The organism is Natrinema caseinilyticum (genome assembly GCF_024227435.1).
Classification (GTDB): domain Archaea; phylum Halobacteriota; class Halobacteria; order Halobacteriales; family Natrialbaceae; genus Natrinema; species Natrinema caseinilyticum.
In genome coordinates, this window is the sequence record NZ_CP100446.1 from 427,758 (window position 1) to 449,009 (window position 21,252).

Annotated in this window: 20 protein-coding genes; 9 read left to right on the forward strand and 11 right to left on the reverse strand. The window is 62.1% G+C overall.

Features of this window, described 5'->3' with window-relative positions; translation table 11 throughout:
• Window positions 1-91: 91 nt before the first annotated feature.
• The gene (locus NJT13_RS21400; protein ID WP_254525562.1) at window positions 92-1,279 is read right to left on the reverse strand and encodes an iron-containing alcohol dehydrogenase; all 1,188 of its coding nucleotides are present in this window, start codon (window positions 1,277-1,279) and stop codon (window positions 92-94) included.
• A 239-nt stretch (window positions 1,280-1,518) separates the two neighbouring features.
• Between NJT13_RS21400 and NJT13_RS21405 the strand changes: the two genes are divergently transcribed.
• The 5 genes from NJT13_RS21405 (at window position 1,519) to NJT13_RS21425 (ending at window position 6,910) form a co-directional block, all read left to right on the forward strand.
• Window positions 1,519-2,778: an MFS transporter gene (locus NJT13_RS21405; protein WP_254525563.1), complete on the forward strand. Its 1,260-nt coding sequence runs from the start codon at window positions 1,519-1,521 to the stop codon at window positions 2,776-2,778.
• Between the two features lie 343 nt (window positions 2,779-3,121).
• Window positions 3,122-3,700 carry a metal-dependent hydrolase gene (locus NJT13_RS21410; protein ID WP_254525564.1) on the forward strand — a complete coding sequence of 193 codons (579 nt, stop codon included), beginning with the start codon at window positions 3,122-3,124 and terminating at the stop codon, window positions 3,698-3,700.
• A 120-nt stretch (window positions 3,701-3,820) separates the two neighbouring features.
• Window positions 3,821-4,144, forward strand: coding sequence for a DUF6788 family protein (locus tag NJT13_RS21415; protein ID WP_254525565.1), 324 nt, complete (start codon window positions 3,821-3,823; stop codon window positions 4,142-4,144).
• A 293-nt stretch (window positions 4,145-4,437) separates the two neighbouring features.
• On the forward strand, window positions 4,438-5,766 hold the full coding sequence (locus NJT13_RS21420) for a TIGR00341 family protein (RefSeq protein ID WP_254525566.1): 1,329 nt from the start codon (window positions 4,438-4,440) through the stop codon (window positions 5,764-5,766).
• A gap of 241 nt (window positions 5,767-6,007) precedes the next feature.
• Window positions 6,008-6,910, forward strand: coding sequence for a ZIP family metal transporter (locus NJT13_RS21425; RefSeq protein ID WP_254525567.1), 903 nt, complete (start codon window positions 6,008-6,010; stop codon window positions 6,908-6,910).
• Between the two features lie 539 nt (window positions 6,911-7,449).
• On the opposite strand, the gene NJT13_RS21430 is transcribed toward NJT13_RS21425, so the two are convergent.
• Window positions 7,450-8,313 (reverse strand): VOC family protein, encoded by an 864-nt coding sequence (locus NJT13_RS21430; RefSeq protein WP_254525568.1) that lies wholly within the window; start codon window positions 8,311-8,313, stop codon window positions 7,450-7,452.
• Window positions 8,310-8,456 (reverse strand): hypothetical protein, encoded by a 147-nt coding sequence (locus NJT13_RS21435; protein ID WP_254525569.1) that lies wholly within the window; start codon window positions 8,454-8,456, stop codon window positions 8,310-8,312. The genes NJT13_RS21430 and NJT13_RS21435 overlap by 4 nt, the downstream gene beginning before the upstream one ends.
• Before the next feature lie 729 nt (window positions 8,457-9,185).
• Here NJT13_RS21435 and NJT13_RS23710 point away from each other — a divergent pair.
• Complete coding sequence (locus tag NJT13_RS23710; RefSeq protein WP_484549618.1) at window positions 9,186-9,512, forward strand: DUF8121 family protein; 327 nt, start codon at window positions 9,186-9,188, stop codon at window positions 9,510-9,512.
• A 149-nt stretch (window positions 9,513-9,661) separates the two neighbouring features.
• On the opposite strand, the gene NJT13_RS21445 is transcribed toward NJT13_RS23710, so the two are convergent.
• From NJT13_RS21445 to NJT13_RS21455, 3 genes are all read right to left on the reverse strand, one after another.
• Window positions 9,662-9,958, reverse strand: coding sequence for a DUF3006 domain-containing protein (locus tag NJT13_RS21445; RefSeq protein WP_254525571.1), 297 nt, complete (start codon window positions 9,956-9,958; stop codon window positions 9,662-9,664).
• The gene (locus tag NJT13_RS21450) at window positions 9,955-11,379 is read right to left on the reverse strand and encodes a lamin tail domain-containing protein (protein WP_254525572.1); all 1,425 of its coding nucleotides are present in this window, start codon (window positions 11,377-11,379) and stop codon (window positions 9,955-9,957) included. Before NJT13_RS21450 ends, NJT13_RS21445 begins: the two co-directional genes overlap by 4 nt.
• A gap of 288 nt (window positions 11,380-11,667) precedes the next feature.
• Window positions 11,668-12,264: a TetR/AcrR family transcriptional regulator gene (locus NJT13_RS21455; RefSeq protein ID WP_254525573.1), complete on the reverse strand. Its 597-nt coding sequence runs from the start codon at window positions 12,262-12,264 to the stop codon at window positions 11,668-11,670.
• Window positions 12,265-12,476: 212 nt separating this feature from the next.
• Here NJT13_RS21455 and NJT13_RS21460 point away from each other — a divergent pair, with 212 nt between their 5' ends.
• From NJT13_RS21460 to NJT13_RS21470, 3 genes are all read left to right on the forward strand, one after another.
• Window positions 12,477-13,871 carry an alpha/beta fold hydrolase gene (locus NJT13_RS21460; protein ID WP_254525574.1) on the forward strand — a complete coding sequence of 465 codons (1,395 nt, stop codon included), beginning with the start codon at window positions 12,477-12,479 and terminating at the stop codon, window positions 13,869-13,871.
• A gap of 112 nt (window positions 13,872-13,983) precedes the next feature.
• Window positions 13,984-14,757, forward strand: a complete 774-nt coding sequence (locus NJT13_RS21465) for an ABC transporter ATP-binding protein (RefSeq protein WP_254525575.1) — start codon at window positions 13,984-13,986, stop codon at window positions 14,755-14,757.
• Complete coding sequence (locus NJT13_RS21470) at window positions 14,750-16,519, forward strand: hypothetical protein (protein ID WP_254525576.1); 1,770 nt, start codon at window positions 14,750-14,752, stop codon at window positions 16,517-16,519. Before NJT13_RS21465 ends, NJT13_RS21470 begins: the two co-directional genes overlap by 8 nt.
• Before the next feature lie 99 nt (window positions 16,520-16,618).
• On the opposite strand, the gene NJT13_RS21475 is transcribed toward NJT13_RS21470, so the two are convergent.
• The 5 genes from NJT13_RS21475 to NJT13_RS21495 all read right to left on the reverse strand — a co-directional run bounded on the left by NJT13_RS21475 (window position 16,619) and on the right by NJT13_RS21495 (window position 21,243).
• Window positions 16,619-17,530, reverse strand: coding sequence for a DUF7351 domain-containing protein (locus NJT13_RS21475; protein ID WP_254525577.1), 912 nt, complete (start codon window positions 17,528-17,530; stop codon window positions 16,619-16,621).
• A 281-nt stretch (window positions 17,531-17,811) separates the two neighbouring features.
• Window positions 17,812-19,020 (reverse strand): inorganic phosphate transporter, encoded by a 1,209-nt coding sequence (locus NJT13_RS21480; RefSeq protein ID WP_254525578.1) that lies wholly within the window; start codon window positions 19,018-19,020, stop codon window positions 17,812-17,814.
• A gap of 24 nt (window positions 19,021-19,044) precedes the next feature.
• Window positions 19,045-19,389, reverse strand: a complete 345-nt coding sequence (locus tag NJT13_RS21485; RefSeq protein WP_254525579.1) for a DUF5828 family protein — start codon at window positions 19,387-19,389, stop codon at window positions 19,045-19,047.
• A 5-nt stretch (window positions 19,390-19,394) separates the two neighbouring features.
• Entirely contained in the window at window positions 19,395-20,072 is a 678-nt protein-coding gene (locus NJT13_RS21490) for a molybdenum cofactor guanylyltransferase (protein WP_254525580.1), read from the reverse strand.
• Window positions 20,073-20,088: 16 nt separating this feature from the next.
• On the reverse strand, window positions 20,089-21,243 hold the full coding sequence (locus tag NJT13_RS21495) for an Mrp/NBP35 family ATP-binding protein (RefSeq protein WP_254525581.1): 1,155 nt from the start codon (window positions 21,241-21,243) through the stop codon (window positions 20,089-20,091).
• Window positions 21,244-21,252: the final 9 nt, after the last annotated feature.

Below are 21,252 nucleotides of genomic sequence, written 5' to 3' on the forward strand. Positions count from 1 at the left end.
CCACATAATAACATTTATGTCTATTCCATCTTTCCCAACAATTACGCCGGGGTGGATCGGTCGGCCCGTCGTTTTGCTGGGGGTCGACGCGTCACGATTCGGAAAACTCGACGTCGACGACGACGTCTCGAATATCCTCCCGGACCTCTCGCGGATTGGTCGCGAGGCGGCGGTCCTGAACGAGCGTGTTCGTCACGATGTCGTCGACGTCGGCGACCGAGAGATCGAATTCCGTCACCGAACCCGGGAGTCCGATCGCCGATCGCACCCGATCGCACTCGTCGATCAGCGCGATCGAGTCGGGCGTTCCGTCCCTCTCGACGCCGAGCGCCCGAGCGATCTCTCCATACTGCTCCCGCCTGACGGGGAGGTTGTACCGGAGTCCGGTCCGAACGGACGCGGCCAGACAGTCACCGTGTGGCTTTCCTGTGAGTCCGCCGTACGTACTCGCGAGCGCGTGAACGGCACCCAGGCCCGAGACGGAAAACGCGGTCCCAGCGAGGTGTGCACCGAGACTCATCGATCGACGTGCGTCGCGGTCGTTCCCGTCGAAGACGGCCCGCTCGAGCGACCCGTGAATCAACTGGAGGGCTCGCCACGCGAGGGCGCGGGAGATCGGATTCGCACCCTGGTAGGTGATGGGACGCGATTCGACCCACCGGTAGTCGCGGGCGGTGAGCGACTCGAGCGCGTGGACGAAGGCGTCGAACCCCGAACGGGCGGTCACCGACCGCGGAAGATCGAACGTGAGGGTGGGATCGACGAGCGCAACGTCGGGACGAAGGTGGCCGTCACTCACGCCTCGCTTGACGTTGTCGTGGGAGATGACGGCGGTCTGTGTCGCTTGCGATCCGGTCCCGCTCGTCGTCGGCACCGCAATGAGTGGCTCGATCGGTCCCGGCACGGAATCGACGCCGAGGTAGTCGACGGGGTCTCCGCCGTGGGCGAGCAGTGTGGCCGCCAGCTTTGCCGTATCGATACACGAACCGCCGCCGATTGCGACGACTCCGTCGACGGCTTCGGTCGGCAGTTTCTCGAAGTCGTCGGTGGACGGTTCGGTCGACGCGTGATAGACCGTGGCGGCCGGGTCGATTTCGTCGCGGATTCGGTCGAGTATTCCGACCGATTCGATTCCCGCGTCGGTCACGATGAGCGGATCCCGGATTCGATACCGCGAGAGCGTTTCCTGAAGGGCCGCCGCGACACCGTCGCCGAACCTCACGTCGGGCGACAGAAACGACAGGGGTGTCGATCCCGGTTGCCCGTCGAGCGATTGCATATCACACCATCACCGACGACGAAAATACAGTTACTCCTTTGTTTCACCCGATTCGTGACCGACTCGATCGGAACACGAACTGCAGGTCTCGACTGGAATCGTGCGACGTGCCTCGAACCGTGCCGGCCGTGGGGCGATGCGGAGTAGTCGAACGTTCGCCGGAAATAACTCCCAATCGACATTTAGGATACAACTCGGATGATTTAACTGTCCGTCGATGCTCCCAGCATTGCATACGCGTGGACTCACTGACCTCGTTATTCGGAGCGGACGCGGACATCATTCGGGAACGGAACTTTCAGTTATTGTTGCTATCGAACGTTCCACCGGTCGTCGGAACGGCGCTGCTCTCGCCGGTGCTCAATTCTCTCATCGAGCCCTTCGGGACGTCTGCCGCGAACGTCGGATTGATAATCTCGGTGTTCACGGCGCCGGGTATTTTCATCATCCCCGTTATCGGGGGACTCGCCGATCGGTTCGGACGGAAACCGATTCTGGTCGCTTCCCTGCTCCTGTTCGGGGTAACCGGACCGGCGGTCGCCTTTACGACCGACTTTCGCGTCGTGCTCGTGTTACGGCTCCTGCAGGGTATCGGCTTCGCCGGCGTCGTCCCGACGATCATCACGAGCATCGGCGACCTATACGAAGGGTCGCGCGAGGCGACTGCACAGGGGCTCAGATTTTCGGTTTCCGGACTGAGCCAGGCCGTGTTTCCGTTGGCGGCCGGGCTCTTGGTCACGCTGGCCTGGCAATACCCGTTTCTCCTGTACGCCGTCGCGTTGCCGTGTGCCGTCCTCGTGTACTTCTATTTCGACGAACCGACCGCGACCGTCGCCGATGGCGGCGAAGCCCCGTCGTACAGCCGCGAACTGTTCGGACTGGTTCGCCAACCTCGGGTCCTTTCGTTCGTCGTTGCCCGGACGTTACCGGTCGTCGTCTGGGTCGGGTTTCTCACGTACAATTCGATCATCGTCGTCGACCTCATGGACGGTACGCCGGCGCAAGCCGGTCTCCTGTCCGCGATCGGTAGCTTCGCCTTCGCTGGCGCTGCGAGCCAGGCGGGACAGATCACGGCACTGTTCGATTCGCGTTACTATCCCCTCCTCGCGGCAAACGGCTGTCTCGGCGTCGGTCTCGCCACCGTCCTCGTTGCGCCCACTATCGTCGTGGCCTGTCTCGGGATCGGCGTCACGGGAATCGGTTTCGGGGCCACCCTCTCGCTCTACCGGACGATTATCACGGGCCTGGCGCCGCCGTCGCTCCGGGCCGGTCTGGTGAGCCTCTCGGAGGCCGGCGGCCGCGTGACCGCGACCGGGACCCCCATCGCGATGGGAGCCGTAATCGCCACCGCTACGCCCGCGCTCGGATTCGAGGGTGCCGTCCAGGTGACCGGTCTCGGCGCCGCCCTCATCGGCGGCGGCGGTGGCGTTCTCTGTCTCGTCGTCGCTCGGCTCTCGTCACCAGTCTCCGCGGAACGGGATCGCACGGCACAGGGATAGGCCCGCTCGGTTCGGTCACTCGGTTCAGTCGCACTTCGCCACGTGAACGGCTCCGTTCGTCGAACGCTCGCGATTTCGTAATTACTACACAATAATCAGTCATGTTTACATCGAAACGCTATTCAGAAAGTAAAGATACGTGGGAGTGAAGACAGATGCTGAGACCACCAAATCGTATTCGTCTGACATTCTTGGATCGGAACGGCCGCTGGGGAAGCAGTGTACCGGGGGAACTATCCGACCGTGGTGGGGCAAACGTCGTCCCGTTCACCGAGACAGCTGTACAAACCAGTAGCAGGGCCGGAACCGCTCGAGCGTCGAGCACTCGAGGCCTGGACGACTGATGTGGCCGTGGGGCCATCTCGCAGCCGGGTATCTCCTCTATTCGATTTCGATCCGCGCCTTGCTTCGTCGGCCGCCGAGCGACCGAGCCGCGATTACGCTCGCCGTCGCGACGCAGGTCCCGGACCTCGTCGATAAGCCGCTCGCGTGGATGCTGGCGATCGTTCCAGGGCGCTCGCTTGGTCACTCGTTCTTTTTCGTCGGCCCGCTGGTACTGATCGGCATGCTGGTCGCCGGCAGATACGGCCGACCGCAGGCTGGGGCCGCCTGGGCAATCGGTCTTCTCTCGCATCTCTTTACCGACGTGTTCTCTCCGCTAGCGATCCTCCAGATGGACGTCTCGCTCGGCTTCCTGTTCTGGCCCCTCATTCCGGTCCCGATGAGCACCCACGGCGGGTTTTTCGAGACGATACTGTTCTATCTGAACGCGTCGATATCGCTCTTGTTCACGCCGATTGGGGTCCTCTTTGCACTCTCTCAGGTCATTCCGCTCACTGTCATGCTGACCGTCTGGGTGTACGACGGCTGTCCCGGCCTGAGGCTTCTCACTGCGCGGGTCTCCGGCGCGCAGTCGGGGTAACCGGACCCGGTCTCTCCGACAGGGATTTACATTCGATGCGGCGAACGGCGGTACGAGCCTCCTCGAACTAGCCACCGAAACTATGCGTTTCGCGTCAGTGGTGGGTAGCAGAGACCGACCATGTCCCCCGAGCCGCCGACTCCACCGACCGAGCTTCCGACCGACGTCGTCGAGAGGCTCGACGACTACTCGCCCGAGCGGCTCCGCACGCTCGCCAGGTACGCGGAGACGCTCGCCGAATACCGAGCGCGTAACGCCCGCATCGCCGAGGGAGCCGACGGAGACGAGATCGAGGATCGCCCCGAGGATCTCCCGGACGGCGTTCCGTCGAAGGCGACGATTACGATAAAAGAGATCAACGAGAATCGCTACTACTACTGGCAGTGGCGAGACGGCGACGAGATCAAGTCGAAGTACAAGGGGCCGGTCGACTCGAGCGGGTAGTTCCGATATCGATCGATACCCCGGAATCCCGAGTTCGCCGTCGGAACCGACGAGCCAATACTCGCAGTCGGTGATGCGGGGACGAGTCTCGTCTCTGTCCGACGGTTCTCGCCCGTCTACTCGTCGCGGCGCGAATGCGCCTCGACGCCGTGTCGAGACAGCCCATCTCGAGTGCACCTCTCGAATGAGCGTCCGTGAAAGTGGCGCCTGTCGATCCGTCGGTCGCTTTCGAAGCGACTTCGGTGTTTCCGTCTCTGCCCGCCTTTGATGTGGTTTGCAGGTGGCAGTGAACTATGCGTCACGTCGAGATTTCCCTCCGTTCGGATTCGCGCGACCCGATCCTGGAAGTACTCGAGGCGAAATCGATCGACTATACCGTCGTTTCGGCCGACGAGGACAGCGAGTACGCGGCCCTCGTGACGTTTACCCTCCCGAAAAACGCAGTCGAGACCGTTCTCGATGAACTCCGTGATGCGGGCCTCGACGAGGAGGATCACACCGTCATCGTCACCGCGGACATGGTTATCTCGCGCCGATTCGGTGATTTCAAGGAGGGATTCGAGAACCGCGTTCTGGGAGACGAGCGCCTCGATCGCCGCGAACTCTATGCCGACGCGGACGCCCTCATTCCGACGATTCCGGTGTACGTTACCATGACGTTGCTCAGTTCGATCGTCGCGACGGCCGGGTTGTTGCTCGATTCGCCCGCCGTCGTCGTCGGTTCGATGGTCATCGCGCCGCTGATCGGACCCGCTCTCGCGGCCAGCGTCGGAACCGTCCTCGACGAAACCGAACTCTTCTTGACGGGAATCAAGTATCAAGCGCTGGGTATCGGCGTCGCGGTCGTCGGTGCCACGGCGTTCGCCTGGCTCGCGAAATCGCTGTTTCTCGTTCCCCCGGGCGTCAACGTGGTGGAAATCGAGGAGGTCGGAAAGCGGTTCCTTCCGGATCTCCTGTCGCTGTTCGTCGCGTTCGGCGCGGGAATCGCGGGCGTTCTCAGCCTCGCGACCGGACTGTCCACCGCACTGGTCGGCGTGATGATCGCGGCCGCACTGATTCCGCCAGCGGCAGCGACAGGCATCGCGATCGCCTGGGGAATCCCGACCGCCGCGGTCGGTTCGATCGTCCTCGTCTTCGTAAATTTCCTCGGCATCAATATCACCGGTCTGCTCGCGCTCTGGAGTATCGGATACCGTCCCGAGGTCTGGGGCGAGGCGGGACGGACTCGCCTGAAAGTCCGCCGACACATCGTCGTGTTTGCGGTCGCTACGATCGTCCTGTCGACGTTTCTGGTCGGCGTGACGTGGGCATCCTACGAACGTGCGACCCTCGAAAACGACATTTCGGCGGAGGCGGAAACGGTGCTCGAGTCGCCGGCTTACCGGACCGTCTACCTCCTCGATGTCGAACTGTTTCTCGAGCAAGGCGTTCCGTTCGAACCCGCGGCGGTACTCGAAGAAGGTGACGGGTTCGACGGGCCCCAACGCGTCGTCATCTCGGTGGAACAACCGGTCGGGGATTCGAATCCGGACCTGGCTTCGGCGTTGAGCGAGAAAATCAATCGCGGACGGGGGGCCGAGATAACGGTCCACGTCAGGTTCACCGAGTACGACACGGCCTGAGGGGCGGCCCTGTCACAGGTAGTGGTCGATTCGTGAACGGAGGTGGACAGTCGGGTGATTCGACCGACTCTCTTACACTGTCCGACGTCTTCCGGTACGACGTCCGGTCTCCACTCTCACCGCCACTGCGCAGGTCCGTCGGAGACGCTGCACTTCCCAAACCGGAAAACAAATTTTAGGATGGCCTAAATATTGTTAGAGAATTAGAAATACTTTTCCGGACTTAGAACCAACACGGTGTATGGCCTTACTGGAAAACCTCGTGCTCGTATTCGTCGCTGGTCTGCTCACGGCGGTAGCGACCGGCATCGGAGCGCTTCCGTTCTTCTTCGTCGACGACTTCAGCGACCGTTGGAACGTCGGGCTGTGGGGGGTGGCGTCGGGGATCATGGTGACCGTGTCGGTATTCGGCCTGGTCAACGAGGGGCTGGCCTCCGCTTCGAGTGGCTTCCCGACCCTGTTGGTCGGCGGTCTGCTCGCGGGCGTCGTGCTGGTCGAAGTCTCCGACAGGGTGCTCGACAGATTCGATTTCGGTACCGACGATGCGTCCCACCACGCCGGAGAACCGGACACCGACGGGGGAGTCCCGATCGATAATCCGGGCCACGATCACGACGAAATCGCGCTCGAGGCGAAAGCGTTCGCCGAGGGCGACCTGAAGAAACTCGTGCTCATCCTCGGCATCCTCACGGTTCACAGTTTCCCCGAGGGCGTGGCGGTCGGCGTCTCGTTCGCCAGGCTGGGGCTCGACGGGGGCGTGCCCGTACTCGGGTTCGCGGTTCCGTTACTCGCGGTGTTCATGACCGTCGCCATCGCCATTCACAACGTCCCCGAGGGAACCGCGATCGCCATTCCGATGCGAGCGATGGGGCTGTCGAACTGGCGGATGGTCGGTGCGGCGATCTTCTCCAGTCTCCCTCAGCCGATCGGGGCGGTCATCGCGTTCGTGTTCGTCTCGTGGGCCGAGTCGTTCCTCCCGTTCGGCTACGGGTTCGCCGCCGGCGCGATGGTCTATCTGGTCGCGACGGAGTTTATCCCCGAAGCGCTCGAGACCGGCGCCGAACTCCCGACCCACGGCCACCGAGAGTTACTGGTCGGGTTCGCCGTCGGCGTTCTTTCGATGCTACCTATCGTCTACGTGTGAATCGTGACTAGGACGTCGTCGTAGCGCCACTCGCCGTACTCGGACGACGCCCGTCGTTCGGCCGGAGTATTGGGATTGTAGCGGCTGATCGATCATCGACGGCCGGTACCGATCGAACTTCGTGCTGCAGTGGCGTTGTTCGCGGGTTACAGAAGATCAAGGAGAAAGCCCACGTCTTCAGTCGTGGGTGCAGTCAGGAGCTGCCAGAACCCCTGAACGCGTCTTCCGATCGTCGAGGGCACCCACTCGGGGCGCTCGTCGGCGGCAGGTGCGGATACTCGAAGACGGAGGTCCCGCCATCACCAGACACCGTCGCGAACCGTGACGTGATCGGGGTTGGAGGGGCCGCTCGAGCGCCTCCGAGGATCGGAGTACCCTGTGACGAGATACACGGGGTGTTCTCCGCGAGACGGTGCGGCCGATCGTGTCCGTCGAAAACGGTGCCGTGGCATCCCCTTCGGCGAACGGGAACGGGCCGACTCACGGCATCGTGAGTCGAACGCCCCCGGGTCGGCACTCCCATCCGTGCGCTCGAACGGTCAGTTCGGTGCCGTCGTCCGGAGCCGCACCTCGATACCGTCCGCGTCGGTAACCGCGAGGCCGTCGTCCGTCTCGGTCGCCGCAACTCCGCGGGCCGCTATCCGCTCTCGAACTGCGTCGAGTGCATCCCGGTCCGGCACGACGATCTCGAACCACGACAGCCCTCGTCCCTCGACCGGTGTCGTCCGGTCGTGCCACGTGTTCGCGCCGAGGTGATGGTGATATCCGCCCGCCGAAACGAAGCACGCGTCCGGGACGGTCGTTTGCACCTCGAACCCGAGGACGTCCACGTAGAATTCCCTGAACGCCTCCAGCGAGGTGACCTCGAGATGGACGTGACCGACATCCGTTCCGGTGGGTGCTCGGTCGGCACCCGTGGCAGCGGCTTCGATGCTGGCGAGATCGAGCGGCTCGGTGCCGATTCGAACGGTTCCGTCGTCGGCGATGGGCCATTCGTCGCGGGGGAAATCGCGGTACATCTCGACGCCGTTCCCTTCGGGGTCCCTGAAATAGAGCGCCTCGCTGACCAGATGATCGGAGGCTCCACTGAGTCGCCAGCCGTCCCGAATCCGAGCGAGCGAATCACCGAGTGCCTCGCGGGAGGGCACTCTGAAGGCGTTGTGGTAGAGGCCGGCCCCTGATCTCTGTCGCTCGAGTGCGTCTCCGGCTCCGTCCAGGACGAGGAGCGGTGTTCCGGCGACCCCGAGAACCGAGCCGGTCTCGGATCGGTGTCGCACACTGAGACCAACGACGTCTCGGTAGAACTCGGTCATCTCCTCGACGTCGGTGACACGGAGCGCAGTCCGGCCGATGTGCGTTCCTCGCGGAAGCGCGTTCGTGTTCGTGTTCGATGGCGTGGTCATTTTGGATGGTCTGGAACGACCCGTCTCGGAATTTCCGCGGTAGTAAACGACTGATGAACGTCGTCGACGAACCGGTCGGTCATATACAGGTCCGCGTCACCGGCGGCACCGGCCACGAGCACCGTCGATCGTCGTGGTTTCATTACGTTACGTAGTTCGCTCCCAAACCCATATATAGTTCAAGTGACATCGATGTGACCAGGTTATGATGGCCCAACCACCGGCCGACAGCGATCAGGACTCCGATATCGTGGCCGAAGGTCTGCGATGCCTACCGGAACGCGAGAGTAATTGGCGTCCCGCTCGAACGTCCCAGGTCTGCAAGTCGCGCCCCTCGTATCGTCGAGTCCAGGCTCGGCCACAACGTGTTCAAACGTTGTACAGACCACTCAAGCGTTCTGAGGACGCCGTACACGGCGGGACCGTAGCGAGTAGCGTACGTTTTCGCCCTTTTATCGTGGTAGATCATCCACGTAATAAACTTACAGTGACCGATTTAGAGGATGAATGCAGTAATCCGACGCCGTTTCTTCCAGCCGATTCGTGCTGAATCAGTCGATCAGTAGACCTGCAAACTTATCGGCAATTATCGATCAGAAGCCATTTATTCGCACCCAGTCACGGAATTACATGAACCGACGGCAGTATCTCGCTTCAACTGGATTGATTGCTATACCCGTAGCTGGGTGTACCACGGTTGGGGGTGAGACGCAACTCATAGCCGGAGACGTAATCGAGGACGGCGGAAGTGTCATACTGCCGTTTAGCGAGAACGGCGAAGACGTGTTGAGAATCCAGTTTCAAAAACAGATCACCGCCGACGAGAAGCGTGAGTACTATCCGTTCCTGTGGTTTCGTGGCAACCAGACGGAGTGCGACTCGACGCACTCCAACTCAAGTTTCGCTCTCCACCTCACACTGCGGGCTTCTCACCGGCTGGAATCTCTCTTCGGGAAGGTGCTCACGCACACGAGGCGACACTCTCTCGGGACAGTGACGACCCATCGACGACCATTCTTGACATGTCCGATACTACCGACATCGGACACGGCAGCGTGAGGGTAGATTTTCTTCTTACTATCGATCACGAACGAGACCCTCAAGAACTGTGGATAGGAACCGAGGCCACGCTTTCGACTGATGCGTTTTGGGGAGCTGACTATCGTGCAACTGGTGACTTTGCTGTCGAGTTTCCATAGTGGACTACGGAAAAGGGCCGTTCATCACTGCACACAAATCGCACCCTCTGACCGTTCGATACCTGCACTTCCTGTACTGATCGATCATCACTTTGGCAGATCGAACCAGATCTGGTGCTATACTCGCACGCTGTATTCATCGCTGCGGTTCAGCGCGAGTCGGATTCGTCATCCGTCGCTGGTGGCCGCCGGGATAACTCGTCGAATCGCCGTCGTGCCTCCGTCGCTCGGTCGCTCGTCTCCCGGCTCTCGTACGTAATCTGGACCGGGTCCCCGTCCTCGAGTTCGACGCGCAACACGGCATCGACGTGCCGTCCGCTCTCGGGGAGTCGGTCTTCGGTGACCACCAGTTCGCCGACCGTTTCGCCGTCGTCTTCGAGCAACACCACCGCGAGGTCGTCCTCGAACCGGTCCACGACCGCCGTGTAGGTTCCGTCGCACGTCATCGGTAGTCCTCCTGAAGCACGATAGTTCCGCTATCGTCGCGGACGATAATAACGTCTCCGGCGTTGTTCCAGACTGCGCCGTCGGCGCCCCAGTGGAGGTCGCTCGAGGAGTCCGTCCCGCTGCCGGTGTGTAGCGTCACCCGCGCACCCGAATCGAGCGCGAATCCGCTCGGGAACGCGTAGGCGTGACCCGCCTCGTCGGCCACCGACCAGCCGGTGAGATCGAGCGGTTCGGAACCCGTATTTTCGAACACGACGTACTCGTCGTTCAGATTGACGGTGTCGTCCCCCGAGGCGTCCTCGTGAATCGCGCTGATCGATAGCGCGCTCCCTTCTCCCGTCGGGTCGGTCGTCGTTGCGCCGTCGGCGACGGTCGTCGTTGTCGCCGATCCGCCCACCGGAACGATCGCGCGGACCTGCATCGGCTCGTCGGAATCCGGTTCGATGGGCTCCCCGTCTCGAAGTGCGAGCGGTGCAGTCGGGGCGTCGCGTTGGGTCGCGACCGTGATCGCCGACCCGTTGCTCGTCAGCGCGACGTCTCCGTGGGTCGCCGTCCAGTACGTCCGGATCGACCGCCGAGAAAACCGCCGAAGAACCTCCTCGTGGGGGTGGCCGTACTGGGACTCGTACGCGCTCGAGATGACGGCGATGCGCGGCTCGGTGACGTCCAAAAACTCGCTCCCGGAACTCGATTCGCTCCCGTGATGGCCCGCTCTCACGACGGTCGCGTTCAGCCCGGACCCGTATTCGTCGACGAGGTACCGCTCACTGGCTGTTTCTCCGTCTCCTGGCAGCAGGAAGCTCGAGCGGCCGAAGCCGAGTCGAACGATGATACTGTTCTCGTTCCGATCGCCGCTCGCGAGATACGCTGCAGGTGGCGCGAGCACGTCGATCTCGACGCCCTCGAGCGGGATCCGGTCCCCGGCTCGCGTCTCGTACAGCGTCACGTCGTGTTCGTCGATGGCGTTCAGGTAGTCGCCGTACGTGTGCGAACTCGACGTGATCCCGGGATCGTACACCGCTCCGATTCCCTCGCCTCGCGTCTCGAAGTAGTCGATGACGGCCTCGTGGCCGCCGATGTGATCCGCGTCGGCGTGCGTCGTCACGAGGTAGTCGATCCGTTCGATGTCGTGGTCTCTGAGATACGCGAGAACGTGTTCGCCGTCGTCGGACCAGTCACCCGAATCGATGAGCATTGTCTCGTTCGTCGGCCCGACGACCAGCGTACTCGTCCCCTGGCCCACGTTGATAAAATGGACGGAGAGCGTTCCGTTCGGACTCTCGATCGGTCTGTCAGGGGTCTCGTCCGACGGATCGGCCGTCGTCCCCCTCGGCGCGTCCTCAGTGACGAGAGCGCCACACCCCGCGAGGACGATGAATCCCGTCACGACTACCACGGCCAGAATACGATTCCCCATCATGGGGCCACCGAGGAGATACGTTTGGATAGATGTATCGGATTCCAGATAAACCTGATTTGGCTCCTTAGGCCTCTAAAATGACATGAGATAACAAAATATAATTTACTATGTATTTAAATTTATAAAAATTTACAAGTAATATACGCGACTGATCCCTCTCCGGTCTCCGTTCACTCACGGTGCCGTGGCAGCGTCGACTACTCGACTCTCGAGTACTCGCCGTGCCCGGGTTGAGCGTTCGTCTCGAGCGAAGGCCGACGGCGGACGAGTGACCGGGCCGACCGACGCCTACCGGACGAGACTCGAGATCACCAGGTCGAAGAGAAGATCACGGACCATCGGATACTGATCGGTTCCGAACTCGTCCCGATGCAGCGGGAGAGAGGACACGTAGATCAGCGACTGGGCGATAAGTTCTGCATCCGCGTCGATGAGCAGGCCTCGTCGCTGCCAGTCTTTGAGTTGGGGAATCAGAACCGACCGTTTCTCGAGTCGCGTCGATCGTAGCGTGCTCTGATCGAGTTCGTCTCGGAGGTGGTCGCGCTCGTCGCGTTCGATCGTTCCTCGGAACAGGGGATTCGACGCGATGGAGTCGCTGGCGATCTCGAGGAACCGCCGGAGTCCCGTCTCGGGGTCGTCTTCGTGATCGCGAAGGGCCTCGCGGAGGTCTTCGTATACCGTCTCCGCTTCTCGTTGGAGGATCGTCGCGAGAAGGTCTTCTTTCGAGTCGAAAAACGAGTAGAACGTTCCCGCGGCGATGTCGGCACCGTCGGTCAGCTCCGCGATACTCGTTTTCTCGAGTCCCTGGGCTCCGAACCGTTCCCTTCCCGTTCGAAGGAGCGACTGACGAATCTCGCGACGCCGGTCATCGGTGAATTTTGGCATGAATCGTCCCTCGGTATCGTGGTCTCGTCGGCCCGGACATCGTATGCGGCGCCGGCTCCTCTCTATATGAACTGATTTATATCCATGTTCATATGAGTATCGATCTCTATTTTGACCTATTCCGGCTATTCGAGCCGTATAACGGGGTGCTACTTCCTCATATGAATCCAAAAACAATCATATTCATATGACTGCCCGTCGAATCGGTTCGTATGACCAATCGGCTCCGGACGCCCCGAATTCACAAGCTCATCACGTCGCCGGTCGGGCGTCTCTTCCACTCCGGTCTGTTCGAACGATTCAAAATTGCATCCGTGGACCGGGAGTTCACCGTCCTGCGCGCTCGAGCCGCAGCGGACGTGGCAGGAACGGACGTGGACGCGTTCCTCCGCGAGCTGGACGCGCCAGGGACCGTCGATTCGGGGATGCGCGACTCTATTTCTGAAGCGTTGTACAGCCACCGGGACGCTCGAGTTCGATTCCAACGCATCTCGGACGAGTGGAACCGGTACTTCTGGAACGGCCGGGTATCGACCGTCGACGAACGGAACGATCTCGAGACGAAGCGGCGAGAAGTGGGCGGCCAATGGGTGTCCCCGCAGAAGACGTTCAAATTCCTCAACAAGGCCGGCTGGATCGATATCGTGGACTTCTCGATTCCGGATCCCGCCGCGACGATCGAGGACTGGAGCGACCTGTCTCCCGAGACTGTGTACGGGCCGCCCGATTCGGTTCCCGACGTACACTCGTCGGAGACCATGCAGGGGCCCGAGACGAGGGAATATCTCCTCCGATTCCCCTCCCCCTCGAATTTTATCGACGACGAGGCGTACGCCCGCGTGTACGATCCCTGGGGCGCTCCTGAGGACCAGGCGCTTCCGACGCTCATCTTCGGGACCGGGCTGGCGATGGCGTGTGACGTCATGGAATACTGGACCGAGGAGGAGTACGTCGGACGCCAATTGGCCCCTGCTGGCTGTCGCGTTGTCCTTCCGATTCCGCCGTGGCACGGACGTCGCGAACGGACGGGGTTCTACACCGGCGAGCCCTACCTGGCCGAAATGCCCGTGAGCGCGGTAGAACTGTACGAGGCACAGGCCGCAGAAATAGCGGTGCTCACGAAGTGGGCCCGCGACCGCGGCGCACCTCGGGTCGGCGTCGGCGGTATCAGCATGGGCGGGATCGTCTCGATGTTCGTTACGAGCTATGCAGACGTGTGGCCCGAGTCGATGCGACCCGACTTTGCCCTCCCGGTGGCCGCATCGGCGGACGTCTCGGAATTACTGTTCGAGAGTTCGCTGACCGAGATCCTCGGCGTGACGGACGCGCTGTCCGAGGCCGGATGGACTCTGGAGGACATGGGTGCGCTCGACAACGTCCTCACTGCTCCCTCGTCGCCGGGGATCGACCCTGACGAAATCTACCCAGTCGGCGGACTGGTCGACGATATGACGAAATACGCCACGTTTCGGCAAACGCTGGACGAGTGGGACGTCCCAGCGGAGAACCGACTCGAGTGGGATTGTGGTCACTTCGGTGTGACGCTACGTGCGATGCGGACCGACGAATTCCAGAAATTCGTCCGGGAGGCCATCGGCGGACGGTGACGATTACGTGTGGCGCTTCGTCGCACGGAGGGCGCAGGAACACCTCAGACGCGAGGACTCGATAGATAGCTATATCGGGTCTGGATGACACACGTTTGCCACGTCCCCACCAATGCCCGCAATCGAAACAGCAGCGTTGACGAAGCGATACGATTCGACGACCGCCGTTCGCGAACTCGACCTCAGTGTCGCCGAGGGCACCGTCTACGGTTTCCTCGGTCCGAACGGCTCGGGAAAAACGACGACCATGCGGATGCTAACCGGGCTAACGACGCCGACGAGTGGCACCGCCATCGTCGCCGGTGTCCCGGTCACTGATCGCGATCGTTTGCGACCTCACATCGGGTATCTACCCGAAGAGCCGCCGCTGTACGAGCAAGCAACTGCTTACGAACAACTGGAGTACGTCGCCGGCCTCCGGGACCTCCCCTCCCCCGAGACAGAGGAGCGAATCGATACGTTGCTCGAACAACTGGACCTCACTCCGGACGATGCGACGACCCGGATCGCCGACTACTCGAAGGGAATGCGTCAGAAGGTCGCGTACGTCCAGGCCGTCCTCCACGAGCCCGATGTCGCGTTCCTCGACGAGCCGACCTCCGGGCTCGATCCGCGGGCAGCCAGGACGATCCGCGAGATGATCCGGACCCTCGCCGATGGGGGTACGACGGTTTTCCTGTCGACGCACATCCTCCCGGTTGTCGAAGCGGTGGCCGACAGAATCGGCATCCTCTACGACGGGACGCTCGTCGCCGAAGATACGCCGGAACGCCTCACTCACAGAGCCGAAACCGGCGAAACGCGGACGCTCGAAGATGCGTTCCTCGAACTGACGAGTACGGATCCCGCAGACGTAACGCGCGAGTCGGAGACTCTCGATGGCTGAACGGAACTGGCCACAGCACGCCGTCCAGATCGGCGTGTTCGAGTTTCGACGGACCCTCCGAGCCATCCGAGAGGACAAAGCACGAGCCGTGCTACTCGCGGCGGGGCTGGTTTTCCCCTCGTTCTTGCTATCCGTGTTCGTCTACCTGTTTGCCGACCTGATTCGCGATCAGGGACTCGTTCAGCTTCCGGCCGTGGCCCGCGGGATGGTCGCCCTGCTCTGGCTGTTCGGCGTCTTCATCGCCACACAGCGCGTCGTTTCCGCGCGCCCGCGAATCGACGCCGAATCGCTCATGCTAACCACGGTCTCGCCGAGAACCGCCGCTGGCGGACTGGTCGTCGCGGAAACGTTGCGCGGCCTCGCGTATCTCGGGTTACCGACACTCGTCCTCACAGCGAGCGCCGTCTACCTCTTCGTCTCGCCGGTGAGCGTCGTGGCGATTCCGCTTGCGGCGGTGCTGTTCACGGTGACTGCCGTCCTCGCCGGCATGGGTCTCGGATATGCGATCGCGTTGCTGATCGCGACCTCTCCGTTCGTCGCCCGGCACAAGACCGTCCTCGGCGGGATCGCGGTGCTCGTCGCCATGGGCGCGTATCTCCTTCTCACGCTCCCTCAGTTCGCCGGGTTCGATCAATCGTCGCTCGCGTGGCTCCCCGTCGGTTGGTATGCCGATCTCGCAGCGGTCGGGACGCCGATTCGCGGATCCGTTTCACGGACGGCCGGCATTCTCGCGGGAAGCCTCGTCCTCATCGGACTCGGAGGTTCGCTCGTCGAGCGAGAGGCGACGGCGCTGTGGTTCATCGATCCCGTAAGCGGCGAGAAATCGTCTACGAACGACACTCGTGGTACTATCGACGTAGCCGATGATGGTGTTCGTGAGTCACTCCGCGACGCGATTCGACCGGTCGTCGTTCCCACGTCCGTCTCACAACCGACCCGACGAGTCGCCCAGTGGAGCATCTTGCGGACGCGCCGGGATCCGCGCCGGCTCAATTTTCTTCTCATGCCCGTGGTCATGGTCGGAAGCGGACTCTTCAGTACCGCTCTCCAGGCGGAGTCGTTCTGGTCGCTACTCGCGCCGGCCTGTGCGGTACTTCTCCCGTGGATGGCCGGTGCGACGTTCGCGATGAACCCCTTCGGAGACGAAGGTGCGGTCCTCCCGGTCACGTTGCTTTCGGTCACCGGACGGTCGTACGTACGCGGATCGATGCTCCCCGGACTCCTCTTCGGATTTCCGATCGCCGTCGCGGTCACGACGCTCACCGCCGCCATCGCTCCGTACGGGGTCGTCGCGACGCTCGGACTCGGAGGTGTCTGTGCGCTCGTGACGCTCGTCGCGGTTAGCACCGCTCCCGCGGTCGGGCTGTGGTTCCCCCGTTTCAGCGCCATTAGCGTCGGCCAGAGCAGAGAAGTAATTCCACCGCGGCTACTGACGACGGCCCTGCATTTCCTCGGAATCGTGATTCCGGGATCGCTTCTCGCACTGCTCGTCGTCGCGCCACAGCTCGCTCGTGCGCTACTCGCCGGAGTCTTCGGATACGTTCCCGCATTGATTCTTCAGTTGGCCGCTCGCGGGAATAGCGGGATCATGTCGAAGAGCGCGATGTGGTTCGGCGAAATCGGAACCGACGTTCAGGCCCTCGCCATCGACCAGTTACAGGGTTCCGGTGGTGTTCTTCTGGTCGTCGTCGGTCTCGGAATCGTCGTCGGTTCGTATCGAATGGCGATCCGTCGATTCGATCGGTACTCGCCACCGACGTGAGCACGCGAGGGCCAACGAGAGTGCTCGAGCCCGCGGATGCACCCATTTTGCGGGCCGATGACCCTGCTGCCAGTCACAGCACGAAGCGACCGTGACCAGTTACGGGGTGGAGCTAGCGCCGTCGCGTCGCTCGAGTGTGACCGTCGCCGTCTCGTCCATGCTGAGACGGAGTGACTCGTCGGCCAGCGTAACGTCGAACGACGCTGCGAACGGATCGTCGGAGACGATCGTCGTTGCAATCGTCCCCGATGTGAGATACTCGAAAAACTCCCACAGTGGAACGTCCAGTACCGAAATACCGTGTTCCCAGAACGAGTAGTGGACCGCCGGGTGAAACGCGACTGGCACTTCGACGGGCAAACTGACTCTGTGCTGGCACTCGCGACACGAATTGACGTGGAGGTGAACCGGTTTCCCGCCGTGTTCGTACACGTCAACAGTTCTCTCGACCGGGCCGAAACACTCCGGGCAGACGTCGCCTCGTAGCTGAACGTACATACTCCAGATACGGTATCCGAAGCTCTCGATCACCTCCACTGGCGACCGGTCACGCGTTTGGCTTTGCGGGAAGAAGTCAGTGATGAGGATCGCATCGCATTCCGTACAGCGAATTCGGAATTGTTCGGCATCGAGCGTCGCGATGAGCGAGGCCGCTTCACAGAAGAGGCAAACCCCAGAAACCTCGCTGTCCTCGAACGTCGAAGTACTTTCGTACACGTCGGAGACGATCGTGCGTACGATCTTGTGGCCGCTGTACGTGAGTCTGTATCCGTCGGACGTTTCACGTACGAACTGCCCGACGAGCCGATCCAAGTGATACGAAAACTGGGACGTGCTGTCGACATCCATCGCGTTGTACAGTTCCGTAAAGGACATCGTGTGCCACGGCTCTTGATGCTCTTGCTCCACGTTATCTAACGCCATCAATATTTGTAGTCGGTGTGCGTTTCCGAGCGAACTAATCGCATCGACCACGTCCTGACCGATTTGGTCGCCGACCTCTTCTTCCATAGTCAGTACCTATTGTTCTCCGTTACGATGTCTTCATCGCTCGGTCGTACTGAGTCCGTTGGCTCTGGCAACCCGGAGCGTTCTCTGTGTTGGTCATGCTGATTCTAACAGAAAATAGGTAGGTCAATAGCAATCGCGTAAGATACACAGCGGTAACAGGAAGTTGACATGGCTCAAATTAAACCGAAAATAGTTTATTATTATGGTCGAGACGACGTTTGTCGTTCCGGGATGTCGTAGCCAACATTGAGCCAGGACCGTTGTATAATATTTCTCATATTTTATATTCCACCTTTGAGAAATACGCCCGTTACGACGGAATAGACAGCGTATCCAATGCCGAGGGAAAGTGCGAGTGAGCCGACCCATCCGGCGATCGTGTACAGTATTTTTTGTTTGCTCACGTCCGACCCACCGGCAGCGTATCCGCTTCCGATGATCCCAGAAACGATAACTTCGTTGAACGATACGGGAATTCCAAACAGAATGGCCGCCTGCGCGATGAGGAACGACGGGATGAGCGCCGCGATGGACCGCCGCGGACCGAGCGAGGAGTAATCCCGCGCGAGCGCCTTGATCAATCGGGGAGCGCCGGTCCACGACCCCACCAGTAGTCCGATTCCCCCGCCGACCAGTAGCCAGACGACAGGGATGGAGACGGTGTCGCGGAGCGGTAAGAGCGGGCCGACTGCGAGTCCAACCTGACTGCCGCCTGCGGAGAATGCGACGAGCCCGCCGAGGACGAGCAGGAAGCGACGTTGGCCAGCCGTGGCGTCCGATCGAACGTCCGATGCGACGACGGACCCACAACCGACGGCGACGGTGAGCGAGACCGCGAGCTGTGCGAGCGTGACGTCCACGAGCGGGAGAGACGCGAGAGACGGGGCTGTGACAGCAGCCAGCGAGGTGCTTTCCCCGGACGAGCCGAGGAATACGAACTCGATGTTCGCGAGCGTGAGTCCGACGATACCGGCGAGAACCGGAACGGCGATTCGCTCGGAGACGCGCTCGTCCCTGAGAAGCGACGCGGTCGTATACGCCAGGAAGCTCCCGACGAACGGCACCGCGACCCAGAGGCCGACTATCTGGCGATATGTCGCCCACGCTGGATTTCCACCGCGCGCGATTCCGACCCCGACGACGGCGCCGGTCACGGTGAACGCCGTCGCGATAGGATAGCCGGTGTAGACGCCGAGGGCGACCAGCGCCGCCGCAGTGAACAGTGCGACGACGACCGCAATCGGCGAGAGGATGACGCCATCGACGAGACTCTTTCCGATCGTCGCCGAGACGTTCGCACCCTGGAACACCGCGCCAGCGAATCCCAGCAGACCGACGACGAAGCCAGCCCGCATCACGGAGATTGCGTTCGCGCCGACGGCCGGTGCGAACGGCGTGGAGCCCGAAGACCCCGCACCGATGGTCCAGGCCATGAACAGGCTCGCTCCGGCCGCGACGACGAGCGTCGCCAACGTGTTCAGTCCTATCATCTCGTTTGTGTCGGTGTCGTTCCGTCACCCCGCGGCGTCAGTCGTCGGGGACGTCGATTCCCTCGGACGCTTCGGCGTGTCTGTCTCTGTCTCCGCGGCGTGGTGCCAGCGGTCTATCTCGCTCTCTACGGTTACGATCAGTGTGCGGACCGCGTCCGTTCGTTCGTCGTCGTTGATGTTCATCTCGAACGTGTACCCGTACTTGTCGGACAGCCGACGCTGTTGGATGGTGGCGCTGACGAGTTCGTCGTCGAAGTAGAACGGCGATAGTTTCGTCACCATCCGAAGTGCAGCCGTTATCCGGTGGCCGTGTTCGACGACGTCCGCCCAGTCGCTCTGGACCACGAATCCGGAGACGTGTTCTTTCATGGTAGTTACTGGTTGGGTAGCAACCGCTGGACCGCCGTCTCGAGGTCGGTTCGCGTGTTGACGTTGGTCGTCGACTCCTCGATGGGAACTCGTGGGGGTGTGGCCTCGACGGGGAGCGTCACGACTCGCTCGAGGGTCTCCAGTAGCGCACGCGGTCCAGCACTTCGCGGGAGTTCTGCCCGCGCACGCGCTACTGACGACCGTCGATACAGCGTGTGCAGCGGCTCGGTCGTTCCGTCGGGGTGTCGAATCGCGACCGCGTCCGGGCGTCCTTCGGACGGACAGCTTCTGCTGTGGAGTTCGTCGACGAGCCACTGAATCGCCGCCGATGAGAGCAACGGCATATCACAGCCACAACAGAACAGCCACTGAGAGTCGACGGTATCGATGCCGCCGAACAGTCCGGCCAGCGGACCGTCGAACGCGCCGTCGTCGACTGCGAACGACACATCGCCAGCTGACACAGCCTCGGCGTACGCATCGCGCTGATCGTCGGAACGGACGGCGACCACCGGCGGCCGAGTCGTCGCCGCGGTGACCGCCTCGACGACGCGGCCGAGCAGCGTCTGCCTGCCGACCGTCGCGACGGCCTTCTGCTCGTCGGCGTCGCCGAACCGGGTGCTTCGTCCGCCAGCGAGGACCAGGCCTGTCACCTCGTGCGCGAGGTCAGTCGATGCTGTCATTATCTGTCGTCCTCCATCAAACGGCCAGACTGTTGATGCGTGCGGCTGTTCGCGTCGCCAGCCGTTCCATCGCAGCGCGGGAGTCGCCCCCACCGTCTCTGACTGCGATGGGCGGAAGGGACGAGGAGCGCTCGCGCTCCTCGCGCATCCGTGGGAGCTGTAATCGGCCGATGCCCGGAATCGAGACGCCGGGCGTCCCCTCGTCGGTATCGGGGTCCAACGTGCCGACCGCGGGGTCGACTGGCAGCTCGCCGAGCACCGGGATGTCGAACTCAGCCGCCAGCCCCTCGCCGCCGCCCGCGTCGAAGATGTCGTGTTCACTCTCGCAGTCGGGGCATTCAAAACTCGCCATGTTCTCCGCGATGCCCAGGACGGGGACGCCGTATCGAGCGAAGCCCTGCAGGCCGCGGCGAGCGTCATCGACCGCGACCGGCTCGGGCGTCGTCACGATTACCGCACCAGTGACCGGGAGGTGTTGGACCAACGAGAGCTGTGCGTCGCCGGTGCCAGGCGGGAGGTCGACGAACAGGTAGTCGAGGTCTCCCCACTCGACGTCGCTGAACAGTTGCTTGATGAACTCGTCGACGAGCGGGCCGCGCCAGATGACGGGGTCGTCTTCCTCGACGATGAAGTCCATACTCATCACTCGTACGCCGTGAGCCTCCCGCGGGACGATTTGATCGTCGAGCGTCGCGTCCGGCGTTCGCTCTTCGAGGCCGAGCATCGTCGGTGCGTTCGGCCCGTAGATGTCCGCGTCAAGTAGCCCGACGGTCGCACCAGCGGCCGCGAGCGCGGACGCTACGTTCACTGCGACCGTGCTCTTGCCGACGCCGCCCTTGCCGCTGGCAACCGCGACGACGTTTTTAACCTCCGGGATGAAATCGACGCGGTCCTCGAAGCTCGGAACTTCGGATTCGAACCGACACTCGACAGTCGAGACACCATCGACGTCCTGAGCGACGTGTGTCACGTCTCGTGCGATGGTGTCGCGGACCATCGCCGAGGGAATCGGGAGCGTGACGGTTACCTGTGCCGTTTGCTCTCGGACACGCACCGCCAGCGCATCCAGGTCGGCGAGCCCGGTGAACAGCACATCACGGGCTATTTCGGCGTCGGCCAGCGCGCGCCGGACGCGTGCGGTGAGTTCGTCGGATTGGTGTCGTGCATCCATGGTTGTTCA